Genomic DNA, 25,564 nt, shown 5'->3' on the forward strand with positions numbered 1-25,564 from the left:
CCCTCCTAATTTTTTTGCTCCTTTATGCCTTCTATAACCTTAGCGAGCTCAAAGATGCTGGATGTGAGGCTTTCCATCTTGGCTTCTATCCTCACCAAAAGGTAAATAGAAACAACTATGGGAAAGCCCACATTTGCAACCTGAGCTATCAGTCCTTCCATGAAAAACACCCTTCCTTTCTGTAAAATATATGGACCAAATAGCCGTAGTGTTAAAACTCAAAAAAAGGGTTTTAAAAAAGCGGGGATAAACCCCGCTTTTATTAAGCCGATGGAATCACTTCGATGACATCCCTTACAACGATCCTCGCTCCGAGAGCTTTCACCAAGTCCCCTCCCGTAGAGGAGAAGATATTTTTGGAAAGTATCAGGTTCATGGCATTTTGCACGTTTTCCGGAGTAAGGTCCTGCTTGGGCTCCTGAAGGGTAATCCTCACCGTTTTCCCCGCAGTATTTTGAAAGGAAAGCTCCAAATTGCTTGTCATTTACTTCACCTCCCTGTTAATTTTTTATTAGCCCTATTAGACGGTTTCGGTAAGCTCAACTTCCACGGTTTTTCTTACAGCTTTAAGGTTAAATGCCTGAAGCCCTGCCAGAGCCTTTGCCACATCCATTACGTCCTGGTCCTGGGCATCGGTCTTTAAATTTCTAAAAGACCTTGCCTTGACAACGGGTTTTCCCTGTTCATCCACTCCTGTTTCAACGTGGATTTCAAGTACCGCATTTACCGGTGTTGCATTAACCATGATTTTTCACCTCCATCTTTTTTTTACTGCCGCGCGACAATTCTAATTATAAAGGGAGGCAGAAAAAAACAAAAAAGACGACCTACCCCGGGTCGAAAACCGAATGAGAACAAATGTTTGCTTTTTAATATTGATATTTCATGTGAGGTCTATTGAATAAGTTTTCATTATAAAAAGGTTTGAAATTATTGAGGAAAATTATGGATAAGAGAGCTTTTAATATACAATTTCAAATAATAAAAGAAATTAAAAAAATGAAAAATTTACAGGTACATTATATTTTGTTAAAATATCAACGGAATGTGACGAATTTTTTATTATTTTTTTATGAAAGGGGATGGGGATGGGTATGAGAAGCATAAAAAGCAAAATGACCTTATTATTTTCACTAATTATCGTTATAAGTTTAGCGGCACTCTCCTTTACAAGTTATTTTTTTGCTCAAAAAGCCCTTACGCAAGAGGCAGAAAAAGCGCTTGTAAACATGTCCTAAAACCAGGCCGCGGATAGCCGGGAAATAGTAGAATTAATAAAGAACATCACCGAAAGCATCGACAACGTATATTTGAAATTGAAGGCGATGAGGGAAAGCTCCGAAAATGCCGAGGTAAAGGCCGATGAAGGTAGGAAGGTCCTCGATGGCTTGATAGCGAACATTGAAAATATTAAAAGGGCCTTTGATGAAGTGATATCAAGGGTGCAAAACCTCATTTCTTCCGTTTCACAGGTGGGTGAGATAAACGACATTGTAAACGGCATTGCGGAGCAGACGAATCTTCTCGCATTAAACGCCGCTATAGAAGCGGCAAGGGCCGGAAAGGTGGGCAAGGGCTTTGCGGTGGTGGCTTCGGAGATAAGGAAATTAGCGGAAGAGACCAAGTCCTCCTCCGTGAAAGTCAAAAACCTGATTTACGAGATAGGGGACGAAACCCGGGAAGTTTCAAATACATCGAACTGCGTGTCCGAAATGTTGAATTCCCAGGTTTCGGCGGTGGAAGAGACTTTAAAGTCCTTCGAGAACATCTTAAATTCGGTAAAAAATATTGCACCGCTTATTAACGATACGTATCTTGCCTTAGATGAAACCGTAAAATCCAAAGATGCGGTGTTAAACAAGGCGGAAAGCATAAGCTCCGTGGTGGAGGAGATCTCGGCTTCGGCACAGGAGGTCTCCGCCTCGGCACAGGAATTGAGCGCCAGCACCGAAGAGATAGCTGCCACGGCACAGAATCTTACCGACATTACCCGGAAAATGACGGAATCGGTAAATAAGTTTAAGGTGGAGTAAAATTTGTCGTTGGCATGTCGCGCGCACATAAAAAAGGCCATTTGCGTAAAATGGCCTTTTTTTACTCTAAGACTTTTCATACTACTTAATTTGTTTTATCATAAATTTCTTTATTATCAATTAAAAATATGTTATCACTACTTTGCGCATACCTTATTAAATCATCAGTAAAACCGCTCTTCGAAAATAAAAAATAATACTTATTATCATAATCAAATACACAGCCTTTCTCTATCAGATTATTCAAGATGGATTTATCGATTTTAGTGTTTTTCCATTTACATTCCCCTAGTAAGATATTATTTTTGTCAAATGCCACGATATCTATTTCTTCTTCACGCCTTTTATAAGGGTTATTACCCCACCATTTGCCTATTTTTTCAAATACAAATGGCAGTTTTCTATTTTTATTCAATAACTTAAGATAGTCTACGCAAATTTCTTCATAAACCCCGCCTAAGTATTCATTGATATAGGGCTTTATTTTATTTTCAATAACTTCTTTTGAAAGTCCCATTTCAATCAAATCCTTATTTGGAAATACAAATCTATACCAGAATCTAAAAAAGTTGTCTTTAATTTTATATATACTTTTTCTGCTTTTTTCTTTAATTTCGACAGGAGATATTTTTTCAATTATTTTTAAATCAATTAATGTAGAAATATACTTAGAACATTTATCGGTATCTACTCCAACTTTGGTAGATATTTCATTCAATTTGCTGCAACCGCTTGCTATGGCTTCTATTATTGAATTATACATAGCAGGTTCTCTTACTTCTTGTTTTAACAGTAGTTTTGGCTCTTCATATAGATAAGATACCTTATCTAAAATTTTTGCTTTTATATTTTCATAAATATCTTTTGTATCATCAAAATTATTCAGATATTGAGGAATACCCCCTAAAATTCCATAAGCCATAACTTGATCTTCGAAGTCATATCTTGGGAAAAATTTTCTGCTTTCAAAAAAATTGAAGGGTTCTATTACCATTTGTGCCGTTCTTCGTCCGTATAAAGGGCTTTTATAACTTAGAACTTCTTTTTCGATGAAACTAACGGAAGAACCACAGATGATAAAAAATAGTTTGGTATTTTTTAGATGATGGTCAATAAGATTTTGTAATAAAGACGGTATGGTTTTATTTGCATTTACAATGTAGGGAAACTCATCTATAACAAGTATTATACGCCTATCTTTTGCCTGTTCGGCTATAAAAAGAAATGCTTTTTCCCAGGATTCAAACCGACTAACAAATCCACTTAGCCCAAAAAAGGAGAGTATTTTATCCGAAAATGACTCAAGAGCTATCTTATCGTTATGTTCCTCTGCTACATAAAAAATAGAAGGTTTATCTTTACAAAATTCTGTAAGCAATGTAGTTTTTCCAACTCGTCTTCTTCCATACATAACAATAAAATGAAATTTATTTTCATTATAAAGCTTATTTAATACGCTGAGTTCCTGCTCTCTACCAATAAACATAAAAAGAATCACCTCAAAATATTAGTATATTTAAAGTTACTAACTCTAAAGTTACTAACTCTAAAGTTAGTAAAATTATAGCATATCATTAAAATTATTTCCATATTATTATTCATTATACCTTATACCTTTTCTTGCGTAATAAAAAATGATGTAAAATTATGATAGGAACTAAATTAACCCAAATCGGCATAAAAAATTTTGATATAATAATTAAAAAAGAAAAAGACAAAAAAAGAAGGAGAAAAGAATGGCCTTTTTCGATAAAATACCCGAAAACCTATTTTCAGTGCTTTCATCGAAAAATAAACATATTTATGTAGAATGCCTTTTTATAATCTTTAAGGCTTACAGGGAGGAAGTGCTGTTAAGAAAAGACGACCTTGTGGAAAGGTTAAAGAGCTTTCTCGAGGTTTCCAACTTTTCACCCGAAGGTGAGGAAGAAGAACTTCCCGAGGAAAACAATCTTTCCTCCATTGCCCATTTTATATTAAGGAAGCTTGAAAAAACCGGGTGGATTTACCGGGATTACGCGGAAAATTTTTTTGAAGAATTGGTGTACCTTCACGATTACTCCATAAAAATATTGAACACCCTTTACGAACTTCAAAATCAGGAGGTAAAAGACTACAATTCCTTTGTCCACTCGGCATACAACAACTTAAAAAATCAGGATGTGGAAAGAAGCGAAGATGCCATTTTTGCCCTTATGGAAGCCCACAAAAAGACAAGAGAACTTATAGATGAACTGAAAAGCCTTTTAAACAACCTGAGGAAATACCATCAGATGCTGTATGAAAAGGAAGAGGTAAGAGAGATTCTAAAAGAGCACTTCGACGAGTTTAAAGAATTGATAGATGACAGGATATACCACCCTTTAAAGACCTTCGACTCCATTCCCCGGTATAAAACCCCCATAATTAATATATTGAACTCGTGGCTCACCGACAGGGAGATGATGGACCTCCTTGTAAGATCATCGTTGAAAAGAAGGATATACAAAGACGAAGGAGAGGCTATTTCAAAAATAACGGGAATGATAAACGATATTTTGGAAATTTACTATAAAATCGACCTTTTGCTTTACGAAATAGACAAGAAAAGGGCTTCCTACACCAGGGCTTCGGTGGAAAGGATGCAGTACCTCTTAAATGCGGATTTGAGCATTAAGGGGAAAATTGTTGAGATATTAAAAGCCCTGCCCGAAAGGGAAAACATATACGAAGCCGTGAATCAAAATATCAACATATTTTTACAAAATTACATCGACGAAAATTCCCTTTACATTAAAAAGCCTGAAAGGAAAATACCCGACGATAAATTTATTAAAATACCCGAAATCGGCGATGATACGAGCGATTTTGAAAGGGAAATGGACTTTTTAAAGGAGAGGCTAAAAAACAGTTTCACACGCCAGAAAATTTATAAATTTTTTAAAGAGCTTTTAAAGGGGAAAAGCGAAATTCAATCGAAGGATATAATAATTGAAAACGATGAAGAATTCATAATGCTCATCCTCGGGGTATTTATGCACGACGAAAAGGGCTCCTTTTACGATGTAGTGTTCGAAGAAGGAAGTGTTTTCATAAACGGATATAAAATCCCGCAAATGAGGATAAAAAAGAAGGTGTAAAGATGTGGTATGAAGAATACGAAAATTTAAGCGATGCCGATAAAAGGGAGTTTACAAGGCTCGTCAACTTTTTGCTTTCTCACAATTTTATATTAAGGGAAAAATTCGATACAAAATTAATGGGCCTCAGGATAAACCCGGACTATAGATTTATCGAGCGCCATTTTGAGATTTTTACAAACTATCTTTCCATTGCCGGATGGGAACTGCAAAAGGACAATAACTACGGGGTAATATCCCTTTACAACAGGTTTGAACTCAACAGGGCGAGATTGAAGAAATTCGACACCTTAGCGCTCTTTGCACTAAGGCTATTATACGAAGAAGAAAGGGAAAAGCTGTCCTTAAGGAAAGAGGTAATAGTGACCAAGGGGGATGTGGTAAAAAAACTTTTAAACATAGGTGTCATAGATAAAAAACCGGCGGAAAGGGACTTAAAGGATGCGTTGAATTTTTTCAAAAATTATCAGATAATAGAAAAAATGGATAATGCAGCGGACGATTACGAGAGCAAAATAATAATATACCCTACCATTTTGTTTATTATTACCAATGAAAAGATAAACTCGATTTACAATATGCTGGGCGAAGATTTTTCCGATGAAGAAAACGACCTTACGGAGGAGGAATAAAAAATGTCCTTAGAATGGCCAGAAATTAATAAGGAATATACCTATAAAGATTATTTAAAATTTCCGGATGACAAAAGGGTAGAAATAATTGAAGGCCGCATTTACGACATGTCACCATCGCCTTCGAGGATTCATCAGAAAGTATTAATAGAACTTGCCATTATGATAGGAAATTTTATAAAAGCTTCTCAAAAGCCGTGCGAGGTGTATGTCGCACCCTTCGATGTGGTCTTTATCGAAGAAGGTCAGGAGCCCGAAGAATCAAAAAACATAGTGCAGCCCGATATTTCCGTAATCTGCGATAAAGTCAAATTGACCGAGAGGGGATGCATGGGAAGCCCCGATTTGATAATCGAGGTGGTTTCACCGAATAACTCCTCCCATGATTATATCAGAAAACTTCATCTATATAACCGCTTTAAGGTAAAAGAGTACTGGATAGTAAACCCGCAAACCAGGGACATTCTCGTCTACAGGCTTAATGTTGAAGGGGAATACGGCCATCCGGAATATTATACCTTTTCGAGCAAAGTTAAAATGGGCATATTCGAAGATTTTGAGATAGATTTTAGTTATATTAAAGTAGACTGACTCAATAAACCGTAGGGGGAGATAAATTGAAACTTCTTAAAAAACTTCTTCTTATAAACTGGCACTATATTTTTCATGAATTAATCGAATTTGAAATGATAAATTTCCTCACCGGGAAAAACGGTGCCGGAAAATCCACAATAATAGATGCCTTACAGGTGCTCATACTCGGTGATACAAAAGGAGACTTTTTCAATAAAGCTGCCAACGATAAATCCAAAAGGACCTTGAAAAGCTACTTAAGGGGAGAAATTGCCGACGACGGTGAAGGCGGCTTTGTAGTTTTAAGAAGCGGCAATTTTACGAGCTACATCGCAGGAGAATTTTACGATACGGTGAAAAAAACAAGCTTTTCTTACGGAGTTGTATTTGACGTTTACGAGGATGGGGAAATTAACCATAAGTTTTTTTATTTGGACTCTGCATTACCCGAAAATCAATTCGTAATGGGAGGTTTTCCTTTAAATATAAGGAATTTAAGGACATACTTAAGCTCTAAATACAAAGAAAGGTATAAAATTTTCGATTCCAATCGGGAGTACCAGCTTCACTTTATAACAAAAATGGGGAGTTTGAACGAAAAATTTTACAGGGTTTTTAGAAAATCGGTTCCCTTTTCTCCCATTATCGATATAGAAAACTTCATCAGCGAGTACGTCTGCGATGTGCAAAACAAAATAGACATTTCCAGCATGCAGGAAAACCTGAGGTATTACAAAGAGCTGGAGTACCAGGCCGAGCAGGTCAAAAAAAGGGTGGAAGCCTTAAAGGAAATAGAAGAGCTTTTTGAAAGCTTTTTAAACGAAGAAAAAAGGTTAAAAGAGCAGGAATACCTCATAAAAAGAGCGGAATTGGAAAAGAAAAAGAACGAAAAACAGGATTTACAAAAGGCCATAAAGGAAAAAGAGAATACAATAAAAGAAAAAGAACAATTAAAACTCACCCTTGAGGAAAAATTAAAAACCCTCGAAGGGCAGAGGGAAGCACTTATAAAGGAAAAATACAGCTTACAGGCCTACCAGAAAAAGGACATGCTTGAAAGGGAAGAAAAAAGCTTATTAGAAAATATCAATGGCAAAAAGGCAAGCATATCAAGCTTTTTGGAATTCCTTTCAAGGCTTTTAAAAAATTGGGAAAAGACCGTTGAAGATTTCTCTACCTTTGCAGAAGAAGAGTTTGGTGAAAATTTAGCATTAAATATAAAAAAAGGTATACAGGGACTAAAAGCCCTTTCCTTTGAAAATGTTGAAAATATAAAGGAAGAAGATTTGACCCTTTTAAAAGAGCTCACTTTTGGATTTAAAAATAAGATTGAAAAACTATACTTTTCTTTAGAACAGGAAAAATCGGCTTTGGAAGCCCTTCTTTTAGAACTAAGAAGTGAAATTGAAAACCTAAAGATTGGAATAAAGCCCTATGACAAAAAACTTTTAGAACTAAAAAGCGAAATAGAGACGGCTTTAAAAAATAAATATAGAAGGGATGTCAAAGTTGAAATACTGGCAGACCTTATAGAGGTAAAGGATAAAAAATGGCACAATGCAGTTGAGGCATACCTTCACACCCAGAAGTTTTACCTTATTGCGGAGCCGAGGTATTTTGTCGATGCCTTAAAAATTTACGATGAACAAAAGTTTAAAAAAGGTTTTTACGACATAGGGCTTGTGGATACGGGAAAACTGGAAAGGCAAAACATCAAGGTAGAAAAAAATAGCCTAGCCTTTGAAGTGGTGACCGAGAATAGATACGCCCGCCTTTTTGTGGACTACATCCTGGGCAGGGTAGTAAAATGCGAAAGGGTGGAAGAATTAAGGAATTACGCTACTGCCATTACTCCCGATTGCATGCTGTATCAAAATTACGTTGCAAGGCAGCTCAGTCCCGAAAGGTACAAGACTCCCTATATAGGTAAAAAGTCCTTAGAAAAACTATTAGAGGTAAAATTGGCCGAAAAAGATGAAAAGGAAGGGCTTTTGAATAAAATAAAGGAAAAATACGAAACCTTAAGCAAAATAAAAAATATAGAGCCCATAACGGAGATTTTTATAGAGAATGCAAAAGGCGCAAAAAAGGAAAAGCAAGATTATATATCCTTAAAAGAGGCTCTAGAAAGTGTAAGGAGGGAGCTTTCTAACCTTGACCTTTCAAAAATTTTAGAAATAGATGAAAAAATACGAAAAACGGAAAAGGAAATGGAAAATATAAAAAGGGAAAGGGAAAAAATTACCGGCGAAATAAACAAAATAAATTCCGAAATTCAGGTAGACAGCTACAGGTTAAGGGAAGTCGAAAGGGAGCTTAATGAAAAACAAAAGGAGATAGAACTTTCCTTTGAACCCGAATTTGTAAAGGAAACGGGTGAGCCAAGGTTTTTAAGGGAGCTTGAAAACAGGAAACTTCCAGAAAACATTATAAGCGCCTTTTTAAGCCAGGTGGCAAGGACGAGGAGCCAGAAGGAAAAAAGGTGGAGCGAGCTAATAAACAAAAGGTCGGACTACAACAGGGAGTACAAAATGCCCTATGATATCTCGTCTACCGATAACGGCGAATACAAAAAGGAACTTGAAAGGCTTTTGAATACCGAACTTCCTTTATACGAAGAAAAAATAAAGGATGCTAAGGAAAAGGCGAGGATGCAGTTTCAGGACGACTTCATCAGCAAGCTAAAGCAAAACATCGATACCGTTTACGCTCAGATAGAGGAACTAAATACCGCTTTAAAGCAGTTTTCCTTCGGAAAGGATAAATACAAATTCGAGGTAAAGCCCAATCCCGCTTACAGAAAATTTTACGACATGATAATGGACGGGATGCTGCTTGAGGGATACACCATATTTTCCCTAGAATTTCAAAACAAGCACCGGGACGCTTTAGAAGAGCTTTTCAACCAGATAGTCTACGTGGGTGAACAAAACCTTTCCGTCGACGAGAGGGTAAGGCTTGAGGAAAACATTCAAAAATTCACCGACTACAGGACGTATCTAAATTTCGACCTCGTAGTCACCGATGAACAGGGAAGGGAATCGAGGCTTTCAAGGACCCTCCTTAAAAAATCGGGAGGCGAGACCCAGACCCCCTTTTACATCTCCATCCTTGCATCCTTCGGCAGGATATACAGGATGGGGAATATGTACAGGGAAAACAATACCTTGAGGCTCATAATCTTCGATGAAGCCTTCAGCAAAATGGACCACCAGAGGGTGCAGGAAAGCATAAAACTTCTGAGGAACATGGGTTTTCAGGCGATTATATCCGCACCTACGGAGAAAATCCAGGACATAGCCACTCTGGTGGACAGGAACCTTTGCGTCATAAGGAGCAAAAACAGGACCATCGTCCGCACCTTCGACCCAAGGGAGGTTCTGGAAGAAGGGGAGGTAAGCGTTGGATTATAAAAAAGCCCTGTTAAATAAACTCCTTGAAAAATACGAAAAAAGCAAAATATTTTCCGGCAAATCTAAAGTAGAAAGAAGGATAAAGATAGACTTTACAAAGAAAGAATTTCCCCCTTACGACCTTGAAAATGTGGAAGCAAAGGAGAATATACATTATGCATTAAAGGAATTAGAAGGTGAAGGAGTCATTGAAATCAAATGGGCAAAATTCGAAGAAGGGAATATAGTAGAAAAAGTGTTTTTAGATACACAAAACTTAGAAAAAGCCTATGAAATTGCAAAAAGAGAGCCGAAAGAGTCCATTTTAAATAGGATGGCAGAAAAGCTTTTGAATTTAAAAAAAGATGTAAGAGGAATTTGGCTTTCGGATTTCATAGATTATGAATTGGAAAATATTAAGGCTAAAAACTACCCCGCATACCTTCCAAAGGAAGAAGACCTGTTTGAACTCACCTTAAAAGCATTAAAGGGCATAGATGAAAAAGGGGATGAAGAGCTATTAGAGAGGGTTTTCAGCAAAAGATATTTAAAAGGGAGCAAGGAATTTGAGAAGGTGAGGGCAAAGGTATTTGCCGTATTAAAAGAGTTTTTTTTAAAGGAGGATGTGGAAGAGAAAGAAGCCTTTGAAAAAATAGGCATAGTAAAGACCATAGAAGAAATATTATTTTTCGGCTCATTGAAGGTAAGCTTAAAGGGTAATATTTTGGATTTTTCCCTTTTTCCCTTCGGCGCATCCTTAAACAGCCTGTCTATCAAGGAACTTAAAATAATCGATTTATCCTGCGAAAAAATAATTACCGTCGAAAACAAGGCTAATTTTTATTACCTTATAAAGGATGCGGATTTAAGAGAAGATTTCATCCTCTACCTTGGAGGCTTTTACAGCCCATCAAAAAGGCTTTTTTTAGAAAAGCTTTACGAGTTTATTAAAGAAAAAAATAAACCCGTAAAAATATTCCACTGGGGAGACATAGACCTCGGCGGGTTTAAAATCTTTTTAAAATTAAAGGAAATAATACCGGATTTAATTCCCTTATATATGGATAGGGAAACCCTGATAAAGTATAAAGACTTAGGAGAGCCTTTGGAAAAGGTTTACGAAGAAAAATTAAGGAGCTTATTAGAAAAACAAGATTTTAAAGAATTCCATGATGTAATAAAAGAGATGCTGAAACTGGGTATTAGGCTCGAACAGGAGGCCGTGATTTCGTAAGGAGGAAAAAGAATAAAAAATGGTTTAAAAACTATAAAAATCCTGATAAAATTTATAATAGTTCATTATATTAAATGGGGGTAGTTATCTTGCAAAAGCCGGATAAGAAAAATGATAAAAAAAACGAAAAGAAAAATAAAAATGTAAATCAAAAGAAAAATTATAATACTTCTTTTTCCTTTGATAAAATTTTATATTTTGGACTTTTAATCCTCGTATTTTACCCACCGTATTTTAGAGGAATGTTTTTCGACAAGGAATTTTTGCCCACCCATGTTTTTACGGGAGTCCTCGTTTTTTTATGGGCATTGTCCGGGAGCTTTAACGTCAAAAAAAGCGGGCTTTTCAAGAGCATATCCGATTTTGCAGCCTTAGGTGTGGTGCTCTCATACCTTTTGTCCCTGTTTGTATCGGTAAACCTTCGCTTTGCATTGGGTGAGCTCTTAAAGTATTTAAACTACTTTTTCGCTTACGCATTAACCGTAGACCTTTTAAGGTCTGAAAAAGAGGTAAAAGGCTTTTTGTGGGCTGTTATCCTTTCAGCTCTCGGTGTCTCCATCATAGGCATGGGCGCTGCGGCGGGAATGATTAACTACAACGGAGCCTTTGTGGGAGGAAGGATAAACTCAAGCCTTCAATACCCCAATACCCTGGCAGCATACCTCACGGCAGCCTTTTTCATAGGCCTTGGCATAAAGACCGCATCTAAAAATACGGTTGAAAATATCATCCTTTCAGCCTTAAACTACATATTCCTTGTAACCTTTATATTTACCCTTTCCCGGGCAGCATGGGTATTATTCCCATTATTTTACCTCATATTCCTCCTTGGGCTTTCAAAGGAAAACAAATCCAAAGGGATATTGTTTTTTGTAGAATCCTTTATTTCTTCCCTTATAGCTTCAATAGGCCTTGGAAATGCCATTTCTTCGGGAAAAGGGCAAGGGGTTTGGGCCTGGTTTTTCATAGGGCTTTTTGCCTCTATCGCCTTATCTTACATTAATTATTACTTAATTTACAAAAAGAGCCTATTTATAGATTTTAAAAAGGCGGTGGCCTTTGCCCTGATTTTCGTTATAGTAATAGGCCTTTCCGTTTACTTAACCGGTGGAGAGATACTGCCCGATGTAATAAAAAGCAGGATAAAGCAGATAGATCCAAATCAGTTAAGCGTTCAGCAGAGGCTATCATATTACAGGGACGCCCTGAAAATGATAAAAGAAAGACCCCTGCTCGGCTACGGAGGAGGTGGCTGGAAGTCGGCGTATTTTGCCTATCAGTCCTACAGGTACTTTACCACCGAGGTTCATAGCTTCTTTTTACAGCTTACCGTAGAAACGGGAATAATCGGGCTTTTGATATTTTTAACCTTTTTCTTGAGCCTGTTTATGTCTACCGTTAAATCCTTAAAAAGCGATGCCTTAACCTTGGAGGAAAAAGCCTATCTTTGGTCTTCCTTTGCAGGGGCAATAGCGCTTCTTGGCCACAGCGGTGTGGACTTTAACCTTTCCCTCGGAGCGGTTTCCCTGCTGCTATGGGAACTTTTGGGTGCTGCAAGAAACCTTTCCTTCAAAGGTGAGGGAGAAAAAAGGCAGGGAGAAGCTATTAGCTTTTCAAAGCCAGTTTTTGCTATTGTCGCAGTATTATTCATATTGATTTCCACCACACTTTTTACGGGCTACAACTACGGACAGGCGGCAGTAAGAAGCCTTGAACAGGGTGATGGGGCAAAAGCTATAGAATACTTTGAAAAGGCAAAAAAATACGATCCCCTTACCGTTTCTTTCATCGCAGACCTTTCCCAGATTTACGAGGTCATAGGTGAAAAGCAAAATAATTCAAACATGCTTGAGAAATCCCTGCAGTTAAAAGAAAAGGCAGCTTCATTAGAACCCTACAACGCAAAATATAAATTGATGCTTGGAGCAGCTTACCTTAAAAGGGGAAGGCTCGATGAGGGTATAAAGGTTTTGGAAGAGGCGGTAAAGCTAAATCCCTGCAATATAGAGATGTGGCAGGCGCTTTCCGAAGGTTACGAAAAGGTAGCGGAAGTGTATGTAATGAAAGATGATAAAGAAAAGGCAAAAGGACTTTTGGAAAAATCCAAAACAATTCCGGAAAAAATAAAAGAATTAAACAGGAAAGCCCCCAAAAACGACCCGGCGGTAGTTAAACTCACCGCTACAAAAGAACTTGCCCTTTATACCTATAAATCGGAAAAGCTATTAAACGAAATGACAAAAGAAAATGTAGTAAAATTAAAAGAAATAGACGATATTTCAAAAGTGCAGGATTATTATTTAGACCTTGACGAAGACGGAAAAAAGGATTGGTAGTGGAAAATAAAAACTTCGGCCAAAAGCCGAAGTTTTTTTACACCCTCTCAGTCCATACTTCATTTTCTTCATAAGTTATCCAGTCGCTGAAGCTTCCAATATACACCCTTGCTTTAATTCCAAGCTCATCTAAGGTAAAATAGTTAAAAGTAGCATCTATACCCGAGCCGCAGTATAATATGACTTCCTTTTTACCCTTGATGTCTTTAAACCTTTCTTCAAGCTCTTTTAAGTCCTTTAATTCCCCGTTTTCCTTCAAATTTTCCTTCCAGTAGTAATTTACCGCCTTAGGAATATGGCCTTTTTTAAAATCGATGGGCTCAATTAATCCTTTATATCTATCAGGCATCCTGGAATCAACTATAGCTGCATCTTCTCTTCCAATAGCCGCCCTTACGTCATTTACATCCGCCACCAATTCCAAATGAAATTCGGTGGAAAAGTCTGATACATCCTTATGTGCATTTTCACCGCTTCCTTTTTCCAAAGTATATCCTTTATCCATCCATCTTTTTATACCGCCGTCGAGGATAAAATTTTTTTCATGACCTATGAGCCTGAGCATAAAGCAAAACCTTGCTGCGGACGCAATTTTTTGCTCATCATAAGCCACAACAATGGTATCCTTACCGATTCCTAAGCTCTTAACCCATTCTTCAAATTCCTTCAAATCCGGTAAAGGATGCCTTCCTCCGTGTTTTCCTTTGGGCCCGGATAAATACCTCTCTAAATCGACAAAAACAGCATTTTTAATATGACCATCTTCATACGCCTTTCTCCCGTATTCTCTGTCGAAAAGGTCGCTCCTAGCATCAAAAATCTTTACATTCTCGTTATTTAGATTTTCGTAAAGCCAATCGGCAGAAACAAAGTTTTTCATGAAAGTCCCTCCTGAAATTATTATTAATTTTTAGCAAGTTGAAATATAATCTAAATATCATCTAATTTTGCCACAATCTTTTTGAATAAATTTGAACTTTTCATAACAATCTAAACAAACTAAAATTAAAATTGATGGAGTGAATTTTTATGAATGAAAGGTGCGTGCAGCTTCTTACAAAATTAATTTTATCAGAAAAACCGGTAAAAATTGATGAATTAGCAAAAAATTTTAATGTTAGTCCGAGGACAATACGATATGATCTTGACAAAATTGATGAATTTTTAAAGGGAAATAAACTGCCGCCATTAATTAGAAAACCTAATAAAGGAGTTTTTTTGGAGAATCAAAGGAAGTTAAAAGAAAAGTAATATCGTTGTTAAAAGGGGAAAAAGTTATTCAGCAGAGAAGTATTGAAAACCTATAAAAAATTGAACAGCATTTTACAGGGCCATCCTGACAGAAAGAAGACACCGGGAGTAGATATGAGTACGGGCTCGCTGGGCCAGGGACTTTCTGTTGCAGCAGGATGTGCTCTGGCGGATAAAATAAAAGGAAGCCCTTATAAAACCTACGTAATATTGGGAGATGGGGAAATTCAAGAAGGGCAGGTGTGGGAGGCTGCTTTCTTTGCATCCAAGCAAAAATTAGATAATTTATGTGCTTTCATAGATTATAACGGGCTACAGCTGACATCTTCTGTTAAAGATGTTTTCGGAAAGCGGGATTTGGCTTCAATCTGGAGAGATTTGGGCTGGCATTGTGTGGAAATAGACGGACATAATTTTGAAGAAATCGACTCGGCTGTGCAACTTCAAGTTACAAAACCCAAAATGATAATCGCCCATACAATAAAGGGTAAAGGTGTTTCGTTTATGGAAAATAAAATTGAATGGCATTCCCAAAAGATTTCTCAGCAAGATTTTGAAAGGGCCATGATGGAACTTGGCCAATGAAAAATTAAGAGGTGGTACTTGTATGGAAGAAATCAGGGATGTATTTGGGAGAAAGATCTTAGAAATCGGAGAAAAGGATAATAGGGTTGTGGTTTTAGATGCGGATGTAGGAAGCTCGACAAGGGCATCCATGTTTTCTAAAATACCGGAAAGATTCGTACAATGCGGAATAGCGGAACAGAATATGGTGGGGATAAGTGCGGGGCTGGCACTTAAAGGTTTTATTCCGGTAGCCGTTTCCTTTTCGACATTCATAGCAGGCCGGTGTTACGATCAGATAAGAGTATCTATTGCCTATCCCAATCTGAACGTGAAACTGGTTGGAAGCCATGCGGGATTAACCCCAGGGCCGGATGGCCCTACGCATCAGGCCATCGATGATATAGCTCTTATGCGGGCTTTGCCAAATATGATGGTGCTGGAGCCCGCGGATAGAATTGAAATGGAAATGGTAGTTGAGGAAGCTATAAAACATCGGGGGCCGGTCTACATAAGAATTAACAGGGGAAGCTCTGCGGATGTTTATACATCAATTACTCCTAAATTTAAAAAGATTAATATACTTAAAGAAGGAAAAGATATTGCGATAATAGCATCCGGATTTATGGTACAAAAGGCACTGCTTGCCGCCGATATGCTTAAATCTGAAGGGTTAGATGTGCTGGTAGCCGGTGTGCACTGTATAAAGCCCCTTGATGCAGAGACCCTTTTAAATATTGCTAATAAGGTAAGATTCATTATCACAGTGGAAAATCACAGCATTATAGGAGGCCTCGGCTCGGCGGTATCCGAGATACTTTCCGAAATGCATCCGCTTCCAGTATTTAAAATGGGTATAAAGGATACTTTTGCAGAATCGGCGAATACAGAAGAACTCTTTGAAAAATACGGGCTAACAGAATTTGAAATCGTAAAAGTGGTAAAGAAAAATATGTGAAAAAACAACATTCTGTATCTCCTATAAAAAAAATAGAAAATTGTTGAATAATCACATATAAAATTTTATAATAAAAACAGTGGTGTGGGAGAATTTGCCTCCGTTTCCCGGTCTTTGACGCCGGATTATGTTATTACAACTCGTAGTAATGATAATAGAGCTAACGAAGAAAAAAAAATAAGCCTTAGACAAGGCATAAATAAAAAGTAGAATTATCCGCACAACCTATACCAACGTCAAAACCGGGAATCGGAAAAAAATTCATTTAACCACGCCATCGTTACTCTCCGGTATTGGCCGATACTGGAGAGTAACTTTTATTGCAAATATTTTATATGCTCCTACAAAAATTATATACTATCTAATAAAATATTATACCAAAAGTAGTAAAAAAACAAGTAATTTATTTTTGACAATAACGCTGGTTACTAACTTTAATGACATAGACTTACACTTCATTTTAATGCTTCATTCTTTTTTACTCCCGTACTATCCCAGTACTCAACAAAAAATACAGCAAAAAATCCGAGCATAATACCCAAAACTATGGAAAGAGCGATGTTTAGAGCTTTTTTCGGAGATACCGGTTCTTCTGGAAGTAAAGCTTCCTGGAGTATCGTAATCTTTTGGCTTCCTATTCCGCTTTCCTGGATTAGTTCCAACAGATGGTACTTTGTCTCAAATGCATCCTTTATCTTTTCAAGTTTTTCCTTTGACTTGGGATTATCGGTATTTTTTATCTTTTGATCCTGCAATTTTATTAGATTTTGAACGGTATTTAAAATGGAATCGGTATAATCCTTGTTTTTTTCTACTATGTAATCCTTTAAATTTTTTGCTAAGCTGTTTGACAAATCTTTTGCAACCACGGGATCATTATCTTTTACTTTAATAGAAATTATACTGGTATCCTTTATTATTTCCGCGCTGATTTTTTCTTTCATGGTTTTATAGGAATATATTTTTGGGTCAAGCTTTAATTCGTTTATTGTTTTTTCAATAACAACGGGATTTAATATTTCTTCCTTAATGTTATTTACAGAGGAATAAGGGTAAGAGATTAATGATGAAAGCATTGCGGTAACGTCTTTATCGATTTGGTCGGTTTCAAAGAGAAAATTGGAATTATTATCGGTTTTTTCATTTAAAAGCACCGAACTGGTATTGCTGCCGAGAAAACCCACTACAGGGTATATCCCTGAAACATTTATCTTACATTCTGCTTCATAGGTAGGCTTGATGATAAAAAAGCTTAAAACTATAGAGGCGATAAGACACACTGTGACAAAGGATAATAAAACTTTTTTCCGCTTTAATATGATTTCAATGAGTTCTCGTAAAGTTATTTCTTCTTCCACGGTTATTGTCCCTCCCAAAATAAATGAAATAATTAGCAATTAGTAACAACAAATAAAATTTTAACATAAAGTCCTTAAAATTTCATTAATTTCTAAGTAGGAAAATTTATATTTTTGCAATAAAATGATAGGAGAAGGTTATAAGGAAAAAATCGGCGAAAAACGGTAAAAAATGTAAAAATAAAGAAGGAAAATAGGAAGTTATGTCGTATAATTAATAAACGAATTGTTTTTTTCAAATAAACAAAATTATGGAGATGTTTTTATGAGTAAATCTTTGGTAAGAAAAATAATATATTATTTAAATGTTATTTTGGATATTACCCTAATTTTTTCAAGTTACATAATAATATTTTCTCTATTCAAATATAAATTTACGATAGTAAACTACTCCGCATTCCTTAAAGTAATTCCCGTAATATTAATTTCAGGATTTGCCATTTTCTACACTTACGACCTATTTAATTTGGAAAGAAAAAAGGGGATAGAGGTTTTTGTATCCCTTTTCATATCCCTTATTATAGTGAACATCGTAGGCATGGCTTCGAGCTACTTTTTGCACGCTTTTGCTTTCCCGAGGAGCGTATTTGCCTTTGGCTTTTTACTCCAGCTTTTTACAATATTTGTAGAAAAAGTAATCATTCAGCGGATATTGAAAAAATTAAACGGTTCGGAAAAAGCAATAATTTTAAGCAAAGAAGAGGAAGCTAAAAAACTATTGAATAGTTTACTAAAAATCGACGAAAGCTGGATAGATTGCAGGTACGCTGCAACTGGCGGTAATATTGGGCCAATTTCGGACTTAATAAAAGATGCTGATGCTATATTGATGGATTCAAGAAATATGTTTAATTATAGAGAAGAAATAACGAAAGCCGTATTTGAAGGCAAAAAAATAATAGTAATACCGGGTATATATGAGCTTTTGCTGTCAAAGAGTAAAATAACCAACTACGACGATGTAATAACCTTTGAAATTCCCGGATGGAATATGTCCAATGGAATGAAGATTGTAAAGCGTTTTATAGATATTTTGTCGTCAATTTCGATATTGATAATAACCTCACCTTTAATTCTTTTATCCGCAGTGGCTATAAAACTTACATCCGAAGGGCCTGTTTTATTCGTCCAGGAAAGGGTAGGGGAAAAGGGCAGGGTCTTTAAGCTTTACAAATTCAGGACCATGATAAAGGATGCAGAAAAATACACCGGGCCCGTAATAGCAAAGGCGGATGACCCGAGAATTACGAAGGTAGGGAAAATACTTCGTGCCTTGAGGATAGACGAGCTCCCCCAGCTTATAAATGTGTTAAAAGGGGACATGAGCCTCATAGGCCCAAGACCCGAAAGGCCCGAGTTCGTAGAAAAATTTTCAAAAGAAAATCCCTTCTATAAATACAGGCACTTATTGAAACCCGGGATAACCGGCCTTGCGCAGGTTTTGGGAAATTACGATACGGAGTTTGAAAACAAATTGAGGCTTGATTTGTATTACATTTTAAATTATTCGTTAATGCTTGATTTGAAGATAATATTTCTCACCATTAAAACCATTCTCTTAGGTGAGGGAGTTGTAAAGAAAGAAGTTAAAGATATAGAGAAAAAGTTAAACGAAATAATGATTTCCTATGAAGCGGCAAGCTATAAGGATTGAGAGGAGGAAAAAATTTCTTCTTTTATATAAAGACATCTAAAAATTGAAAAATAAAATGACTTGAAGGAATATTTAAATTAGAACTATGGAAGGTTATATCTTTTATTTTTTGTGATAAAAAGATTAATTATACAAAATAATAATTTAGTATAATTGGGTGGGTAAGGGGGATTTTTTTATTTTAAGGGAAATCAAAATTTCTCTAGAGAGGGTTTTAAGTATGCAGATAGAATTAATTAATTTAAAACGACAGTATAAAAATTTAAAAAACGAAATAGATAAGGCAATAGAAAAAGTTTTAGAAAATGGTCAATATATCCTAGGTCCTGAAGTAAAAGCTTTTGAAAAAGAAATAGCAGAATATTTAGGTGTAAGATACGCAATAGGTGTAGCAAATGGGACAGATGCATTAGTACTTTCACTAAGAGCTCTTAATATAGGTTCTGGAGATGAAGTAATAACGACCCCTTTTACTTTTTTTGCAACAGCAGAGGCGGTTTCTCAGGTAGGTGCTACACCGGTTTTTGTTGATATAGATCCAGATACCTACAATATAAACCCTGATTTAATAGAAGAAAAAATTACTGAAAGAACAAAAGCCATCTTGCCAGTGCATATTTTTGGACAACCCTGTGATATGGACAAAATCATGGAAACTGCCAAAAAACACAATTTATACTTAGTTGAAGATGCATGCCAAGCAATAGGAGCAGAGTATAAAGGCCAAAAAGTAGGCACTTTTGGAGATGTCGCCTGCTTCTCATTCTTTCCTACAAAAAATTTAGGCGGTTATGGCGATGGAGGAATGGTGGTAACTAATAATCCAGAAATAGCTGAAAAAGTAGAAATGCTCAGAAAACATGGCAGTAAAAAGAAATATTATAACGAAGAAATTGGATATAACAGTAGACTCGATGAACTGCAGGCGGCGATTTTAAGAGTAAAATTAAAATATCTTGATATGTGGAATAATCAAAGAATTAGTGTAGCTAATAAATATAACGAACTATTAAAAGATTTATCAGATGTTATAAAAACTCCATATAAACTGCCAGAAGCCAAACACATATATCATTTATACTGCATCCAAAGTGAAAAAAGAGAATTTTTAATGGAAAAATTAAAAGAAAAAGGCATTGCAACAGGGATATACTATCCTGTGCCTTTACATCTTCAAAAAGCTTACATTAATTTGGGCTACAAAGAAGGCGACTTACCAGTTGCTGAAGAAGTATGTAGAGAAATTTTTGCTATACCGATGTATCCTGAAATTACTGATGAAGAGATTAACTATATCAGTGAAGCACTGCACAAAATTGTAAACGAAGGAGATTGAGATTGTGGAGAGGAAGAAAGAATTTAACAGTACATACTATGAACTTTTGGACAAAATAGAGAGTAAAAGGGCAGTAATAGGGGTAATAGGGTTAGGCTATGTAGGATTACCTCTTGCGGTGGAAAAAGCTAAAGCAGGATATAAAGTAATAGGATTTGACATTCAAGAGCACAAGGTGGAAAAAGTAAACAATGGTATAAATTACATTGGTGATATCTTGGATGGAGATTTGAAAGAAGTAGTTGAGCAAGGAAAATTAACGGCCACAAATGATTATGCTTTTTTAAAAGATGTGGATGCAGTTGCAATATGTGTTCCTACTCCTCTTGATAAAAATAAACAGCCTGATTTATCCTACATAATTAACTCTACCAAAGAAATAGCGAAATATTTACATAAAGGCATGTTGGTTGTACTTGAAAGCACTACATATCCTGGTACCACTGAAGAAGTTGTAAAACCTATCTTAGACGAGACTGGCTTGATATGCGGAGAGGACTATTTTTTAGCCTATTCCCCTGAAAGAGTAGACCCCGGTAACAAGCAGTACAATACAAAAAATACCCCTAAAGTGGTAGGCGGCGTTACAAAGCAGTGTACAAAAATTGCTGCTGCTCTTTATAGAAATGTCCTTGAAAGTGAAGTGTTTGAAGTATCAAGTCCCAAGGTAGCAGAGATGGAAAAGATATATGAAAACACTTTTAGAAATATCAATATAGCATTGGCCAATGAAATGGCTATTATATGTTATCGCATGGGTATAGATGTATGTGGGAAGTGATTGAGGCAGCTAAGACAAAGCCCTACGGTTTTATGGCTTTTTATCCTGGTCCAGGACTTGGTGGCCATTGTATTCCTATAGATCCTTTTTATCTCGCATGGAAAGCAAGGGAATATGACTATCACACAAGACTTATTGAAACCTCAGGAGAAATAAATAATTACATGCCAGAATTTGTAGTAGAGCGCATCTCAAGAATTTTAAATAGATTCAAAAAGCCTATCAATGGATCAACTATACTCCTTTTAGGAGTGGCTTATAAAAAAGATATAGATGATATAAGAGAATCACCCGCTCTAAAGATAATCTCAATATTAGAAAAAGAAGGAGCAGAAGTAAAATATAACGATCCCCATGTACCTGAGTTCAAACACAATGGCAAATTGTATCATTCGGAGAACCTAACTGATGATTTACTCAGTTCTTCTGACCTTGTTGTAATTACGACAGACCACACAAAGTACGATTATGAGTATATAGTTAAGACAGCGAAATTTGTCTTTGACACAAGAAATGCCACAAAAAATGTAAAAGAATTAAGAGAAAAAATAGAAGTGCTGTAGGTGATAAAATGGATGGGAAATTGAGATTTGGATTAATTGGCTGTGGCAGGATTTCTTTTAAGCACATTGAAGCAATAGTAAATAATTATAATAATGCAGAATTAGTTGCACTGTGTGATTTAGAAATTGAAAAAGCTGAATTATTGAAAAAAAGATACATAGAGCTATTGGATAAGAAAAATGCAAAGATAAATAACGTAGAAATATATCGGGATTATCAAGAACTGTTAAAAAGAGCCGATATAGATATAGTAAGTATTGCTACATATTCGGGTACACATGCAGAAATAACTATAAATGCTTTGAAATCAGGTAAACATGTAATTGTCGAAAAGCCAATGGCCTTGGCTATCAAAGATGCGGATGAAATGATTGAAACTGCTAAGAAGTATAACAGACAATTAACTGTATGCCATCAAAATAGGTTTAATTCCACTGTTCAAAAATTGAGAAAAGCTATAGAAGATAAGCGCTTTGGCAAATTGGTTCATGGAGTTGCCAGCATAAGGTGGAACAGAAATGACGATTATTATAGACAGGCTTCCTGGAGAGGTACATGGGAACAAGATGGCGGTACTTTAATGAATCAGGGCATACACAATATTGACCTTCTCCAGTGGATGATGGGACCTGTTGAAAGACTCTATGCTGAAGCAGACACATTTTTAAGAAATATTGAAGGAGAAGACATGGGAGCAGCAGTACTGCGATTTAAAAATGGTGCTATAGGAATTATAGAAGGAAGTGCTTGTATTTATCCTAAAAATCTTGAAGAAACATTGAGTATATTTGGGGAAAAAGGTACAGTAAGAATTGGCGGAGTTGCTATTAACAAAATAATTGACTGGAAGTTTGCTGATGGATTAGATGATGAAGAAGAAGTAAAAAAAGAAGCTAATTATGAAGACCCAGATACAGTATATGGATACGGTCATACTCCATTGTATAGAGATTTTATTGATGCAGTACTAAACGATAGAGAGCCTTACATAACTGGAGAAGATGGTAAAAAAGCTGTGGAGATAGTATTGGCAATTTACAAATCAAGAAAGACAGGTTTACCAGTAGAATTTCCTTTAAAAGATTTTTCAACACTTGATATGAAGGAATGATAAAAATGAATTACATATCTGAGAAAGCTAGAATTGGGCAAAATGTAAAAATAGGCTATTTTACAGTTATTGAAGATGATGTAGTGATAGGAGATAACTGTGTTATAGGGAATAATGTCACTATTTATAAGGGAAGTATTATAGGCAATAATGTGAGAATTGACGATAATGTAGTAATTGGCAAACAGCCAATGAGAGCTGCAACTAGCATCTTTAAAGACAAACAAGAAAAACCACCTTGCAAGATAGGAGATGACTGTATAATAGGTACTTCTGCCGTGATATATGCTGGCTGTGAAATAGGTAAAAAATGTTTAATTGCTGATTTAGCAACTGTTAGAGAAGATGTAACAATAGGTGATATGACTATTGTAGGAAGAGGTGTGGCAATAGAAAATTACTGCAAAATAGGTTCTAAATGCAAAATAGAGACAAATGCCTATATCACCGCTTATTCAGAGATAGAAGGTGAGGTTTTCATTGCTCCTTGCGTGGCAACTTCAAATGATAACTCGGCTGGAAGAGATCCAGACAGATTTAGCAAGATGAAAGGAGTAACTGCTAAAAGAAAAAGTAGAATTGGAGTCAATGCTACAATTTTACCCGGAAAAGTAATAGGTGAAGATGCCTTTGTTGGAGCAGGCTCAGTTGTGACAAGAGATGTAGAAGATGGTAAGATTGTTGTGGGGAACCCGGCAAGAGAGTTTGGGAAGAAGTAGGAGGTCAAAATGAAAGTTATATCTTTAGTGGGTGCAAGACCACAATTTATAAAAGAAGCTGTTTTACAAGAGCACTTTATCAAAAATGGTATTCAAGAAATACTAATTCATTCTGGTCAGCATTATGACTATGATATGTCCGATGTTTTCTTTAAAGTTTTAGGAATGAGAAAACCAGATTATAACTTAAATGTAGGTTCAGGTAGTCATGGTGTTGTTACAGGGAAAATTATGATAGCTTTTGAAGAGGTTGTAATGAAAGAAAAACCCGACGTAATTGTTGTATATGGAGATACTAATACAACAGTTGCTGGGGCACTAGTTGGAGCAAAATTAAAAATTCCTGTAGCCCATGTGGAAGCGGGAATAAGGCAAAAGCCCAAAGATATGCCTGAAGAAATAAACAGAGTTGTGACTGACCACATTTCACAATATCTTTTTTGCCCATCAGAACTTGCTGTAAAAAATCTTGAAAAAGAAAATATAAGAGAATGTGTGTATTTTGTTGGCGATATAATGTATGATTTATATTTAAAAATGAAACCATATTTTGATTATACTATATTTGAAAAAATTGGTGTTAAAGAAAATGAATATATCCTATGTACAATACATAGAGACTTCAACACTGATAATCCTGAAAAATTGAAAAATATATTGAGTGGTCTTTCTCAGATTGCCCATGATATGAGAGTAATATTTCCAATACATCCAAGAACTAAAAAAATGATAAATCAATTTGGATTTGAGTCTCTATTAAAAAATATTACTGTCATAGAGCCAGTTGATTATTTAAGTATGATGGGACTTTTAGAAAAATGCTTTATGGTAATAACGGATAGTTGTGGTTTACAGAAAGAGACTTATTTTGCTGGAAAGAGAGCTTTAGTTGTTATGCCTGATACGGGATGGAGAGAGTTGTTATACCAATACTCAAATTTTTAGCGCCAATTTTTTTTGATCCCAAATATTTAAAAGGGAAATATTTTGAAAAGTCTCACACTGGATGGATATGGGTATGGCGGTCAATATGGTTTCAAAAAATTTTGGGTTTTAATAGAGCAGTTCCTTGGCCAGTGTCTCCTTTTATAGTTATATCTAATCCTAAAAATATTTTTTTTGATCCAGGTGATATCAATAACTTCCAAGGGTATGGCAATTATTTCCAAAATTTTGCCGGTAGGATATACATTGGTAAAGGAACGTATATTGCACCAAATGTTGGAATTATTACTGCAAATCACAATCCCTACAATCTTGATGAACATTTACCTGGAGAAGATGTAATAATAGGTAAAAATTGTTGGATTGGAATGAATAGTGTAATTCTTCCAGGTGTTGTTTTAGGTGATCGAACTATTGTTGGGGCAGGTTCTGTGGTGACAAAAAGTTTTCCAGATGGGAATTGTATAATAGCTGGGAATCCTGCTAAGATAATTAAACTGCTCGATAAAAAGAGTTCCTGAATTTTATAATTCCAGTGTTTGTAACAAATGTTAGAAGTGTTTTGAAAATTGTAGATAATGAATCTGTATTTTTAGTAAAAGAAAATTTTGTAATTAATGATATGATAAAATCTTTGAACAAAAAATAATTATTAAAGCATAAAGATTTCATCGAAAATGTTTTGCAAATGTGAACCTAGTAGGTTAGGATAAAAATCTTGTGTGGGAGTGATGTCGGATTTAAAGTAGAAAGCCGTAACCGAGATCGCCGCCCAATATGAAGCTCATCCCACCCAACTACACCGGTGGAAGGCCGAGGCCATAGAGAATCCTCCTGCACTTTTTACCCGCGGCGCAAGAGAACTGGAAAAGACGAGAAAGCTGAGCTCAACCAGCGTCGGCGAAAGACGTGAAATGGTGGAGCGAAACCACCCCGAAATCTCAGTAAAGAGTGAATTGCGATGATCAGAGAAGCAGATGAAATACCGATTTTAGGGCATTCAA

22 protein-coding genes and 2 pseudogenes are annotated in these 25,564 nt (G+C 36.0%); 18 read left to right on the forward strand and 6 right to left on the reverse strand.

The window, feature by feature from the left end; all coding sequences use genetic code 11:
• Window positions 1-5 precede the first annotated feature (5 nt).
• From ACPLVF_RS03920 to ACPLVF_RS03930, 3 genes are all read right to left on the reverse strand, one after another.
• A complete protein-coding gene (locus tag ACPLVF_RS03920) occupies window positions 6-161 on the reverse strand; it encodes a YvrJ family protein (RefSeq protein ID WP_424906516.1) in 156 nt (51 codons plus the stop codon).
• 101 nt (window positions 162-262) lie between these two features.
• Window positions 263-484 (reverse strand): DUF2922 domain-containing protein, encoded by a 222-nt coding sequence (locus ACPLVF_RS03925; protein ID WP_424906517.1) that lies wholly within the window; start codon window positions 482-484, stop codon window positions 263-265.
• Window positions 485-520: 36 nt separating this feature from the next.
• Window positions 521-745, reverse strand: coding sequence for a DUF1659 domain-containing protein (locus ACPLVF_RS03930; RefSeq protein ID WP_424906518.1), 225 nt, complete (start codon window positions 743-745; stop codon window positions 521-523).
• Between the two features lie 349 nt (window positions 746-1,094).
• Here ACPLVF_RS03930 and ACPLVF_RS03935 point away from each other — a divergent pair, with 349 nt between their 5' ends.
• Window positions 1,095-1,238: a hypothetical protein gene (locus ACPLVF_RS03935; protein ID WP_424906519.1), complete on the forward strand. Its 144-nt coding sequence runs from the start codon at window positions 1,095-1,097 to the stop codon at window positions 1,236-1,238.
• 87 nt (window positions 1,239-1,325) lie between these two features.
• Window positions 1,326-2,033: a methyl-accepting chemotaxis protein gene (locus ACPLVF_RS03940; RefSeq protein ID WP_424906520.1), complete on the forward strand. Its 708-nt coding sequence runs from the start codon at window positions 1,326-1,328 to the stop codon at window positions 2,031-2,033.
• Between the two features lie 85 nt (window positions 2,034-2,118).
• Here ACPLVF_RS03940 and ACPLVF_RS03945 read toward each other — a convergent pair whose 3' ends face one another.
• Window positions 2,119-3,519, reverse strand: a complete 1,401-nt coding sequence (locus ACPLVF_RS03945) for an ATP-binding protein (protein WP_424906521.1) — start codon at window positions 3,517-3,519, stop codon at window positions 2,119-2,121.
• A gap of 250 nt (window positions 3,520-3,769) precedes the next feature.
• On the opposite strand from ACPLVF_RS03945, the gene ACPLVF_RS03950 reads away from it, so the two are divergent.
• The 6 genes from ACPLVF_RS03950 (at window position 3,770) to ACPLVF_RS03975 (ending at window position 13,319) form a co-directional block, all read left to right on the forward strand.
• Window positions 3,770-5,152, forward strand: a complete 1,383-nt coding sequence (locus ACPLVF_RS03950; protein ID WP_424906522.1) for a Wadjet anti-phage system protein JetA family protein — start codon at window positions 3,770-3,772, stop codon at window positions 5,150-5,152.
• A gap of 2 nt (window positions 5,153-5,154) precedes the next feature.
• Window positions 5,155-5,784: a DUF4194 domain-containing protein gene (locus ACPLVF_RS03955; protein WP_424906523.1), complete on the forward strand. Its 630-nt coding sequence runs from the start codon at window positions 5,155-5,157 to the stop codon at window positions 5,782-5,784.
• A gap of 3 nt (window positions 5,785-5,787) precedes the next feature.
• Entirely contained in the window at window positions 5,788-6,375 is a 588-nt protein-coding gene (locus tag ACPLVF_RS03960) for a Uma2 family endonuclease (RefSeq protein ID WP_424906524.1), read from the forward strand.
• Between the two features lie 26 nt (window positions 6,376-6,401).
• Entirely contained in the window at window positions 6,402-9,770 is a 3,369-nt protein-coding gene (locus ACPLVF_RS03965) for an ATP-binding protein (protein ID WP_424906525.1), read from the forward strand.
• Window positions 9,760-10,983 (forward strand): Wadjet anti-phage system protein JetD domain-containing protein, encoded by a 1,224-nt coding sequence (locus tag ACPLVF_RS03970; RefSeq protein WP_424906526.1) that lies wholly within the window; start codon window positions 9,760-9,762, stop codon window positions 10,981-10,983. Before ACPLVF_RS03965 ends, ACPLVF_RS03970 begins: the two co-directional genes overlap by 11 nt.
• Before the next feature lie 89 nt (window positions 10,984-11,072).
• Window positions 11,073-13,319: an O-antigen ligase family protein gene (locus ACPLVF_RS03975; protein ID WP_424906527.1), complete on the forward strand. Its 2,247-nt coding sequence runs from the start codon at window positions 11,073-11,075 to the stop codon at window positions 13,317-13,319.
• 37 nt (window positions 13,320-13,356) lie between these two features.
• Here the strand turns inward: ACPLVF_RS03975 and ACPLVF_RS03980 are convergent, their stop codons facing one another.
• The gene (locus ACPLVF_RS03980; RefSeq protein WP_424906528.1) at window positions 13,357-14,199 is read right to left on the reverse strand and encodes a sulfurtransferase; all 843 of its coding nucleotides are present in this window, start codon (window positions 14,197-14,199) and stop codon (window positions 13,357-13,359) included.
• 149 nt (window positions 14,200-14,348) lie between these two features.
• Here ACPLVF_RS03980 and ACPLVF_RS03985 point away from each other — a divergent pair.
• The 3 genes and pseudogenes from ACPLVF_RS03985 to ACPLVF_RS03995 all read left to right on the forward strand — a co-directional run.
• Window positions 14,349-14,581, forward strand: a pseudogene (locus ACPLVF_RS03985) (HTH domain-containing protein); the annotation flags it as partial.
• A 31-nt stretch (window positions 14,582-14,612) separates the two neighbouring features.
• Window positions 14,613-15,155, forward strand: a complete 543-nt coding sequence (locus tag ACPLVF_RS03990) for a transketolase (protein WP_424906529.1) — start codon at window positions 14,613-14,615, stop codon at window positions 15,153-15,155.
• Between the two features lie 22 nt (window positions 15,156-15,177).
• Window positions 15,178-16,092 carry a transketolase family protein gene (locus ACPLVF_RS03995; RefSeq protein ID WP_424906530.1) on the forward strand — a complete coding sequence of 305 codons (915 nt, stop codon included), beginning with the start codon at window positions 15,178-15,180 and terminating at the stop codon, window positions 16,090-16,092.
• A 455-nt stretch (window positions 16,093-16,547) separates the two neighbouring features.
• On the opposite strand, the gene ACPLVF_RS04000 is transcribed toward ACPLVF_RS03995, so the two are convergent.
• Entirely contained in the window at window positions 16,548-17,450 is a 903-nt protein-coding gene (locus ACPLVF_RS04000) for a YveK family protein (protein ID WP_424906531.1), read from the reverse strand.
• A 265-nt stretch (window positions 17,451-17,715) separates the two neighbouring features.
• On the opposite strand from ACPLVF_RS04000, the gene ACPLVF_RS04005 reads away from it, so the two are divergent.
• From ACPLVF_RS04005 to ACPLVF_RS04035, 7 genes and pseudogenes are all read left to right on the forward strand, one after another.
• Entirely contained in the window at window positions 17,716-19,104 is a 1,389-nt protein-coding gene (locus ACPLVF_RS04005) for a sugar transferase (protein WP_424906532.1), read from the forward strand.
• A 220-nt stretch (window positions 19,105-19,324) separates the two neighbouring features.
• The gene (locus ACPLVF_RS04010; protein WP_424906533.1) at window positions 19,325-20,440 is read left to right on the forward strand and encodes a DegT/DnrJ/EryC1/StrS family aminotransferase; all 1,116 of its coding nucleotides are present in this window, start codon (window positions 19,325-19,327) and stop codon (window positions 20,438-20,440) included.
• A gap of 4 nt (window positions 20,441-20,444) precedes the next feature.
• Window positions 20,445-21,784 (forward strand): annotated as a pseudogene (locus ACPLVF_RS04015) (nucleotide sugar dehydrogenase).
• Window positions 21,785-21,792: 8 nt separating this feature from the next.
• A complete protein-coding gene (locus ACPLVF_RS04020; protein WP_424906534.1) occupies window positions 21,793-22,896 on the forward strand; it encodes a Gfo/Idh/MocA family protein in 1,104 nt (367 codons plus the stop codon).
• A gap of 5 nt (window positions 22,897-22,901) precedes the next feature.
• Window positions 22,902-23,615, forward strand: coding sequence for a DapH/DapD/GlmU-related protein (locus ACPLVF_RS04025; RefSeq protein ID WP_424906535.1), 714 nt, complete (start codon window positions 22,902-22,904; stop codon window positions 23,613-23,615).
• Between the two features lie 9 nt (window positions 23,616-23,624).
• On the forward strand, window positions 23,625-24,560 hold the full coding sequence (gene wecB, locus ACPLVF_RS04030; RefSeq protein ID WP_424906536.1) for a non-hydrolyzing UDP-N-acetylglucosamine 2-epimerase: 936 nt from the start codon (window positions 23,625-23,627) through the stop codon (window positions 24,558-24,560).
• The gene (locus ACPLVF_RS04035; RefSeq protein ID WP_424906537.1) at window positions 24,524-25,081 is read left to right on the forward strand and encodes a DapH/DapD/GlmU-related protein; all 558 of its coding nucleotides are present in this window, start codon (window positions 24,524-24,526) and stop codon (window positions 25,079-25,081) included. Before wecB ends, ACPLVF_RS04035 begins: the two co-directional genes overlap by 37 nt.
• Window positions 25,082-25,564 lie beyond the last annotated feature (483 nt).

Source organism: Thermovenabulum sp. (assembly GCF_049701175.1).
In the GTDB taxonomy this organism is placed as follows: Bacteria; Bacillota; Thermosediminibacteria; order Thermosediminibacterales; family Thermosediminibacteraceae; genus Thermovenabulum.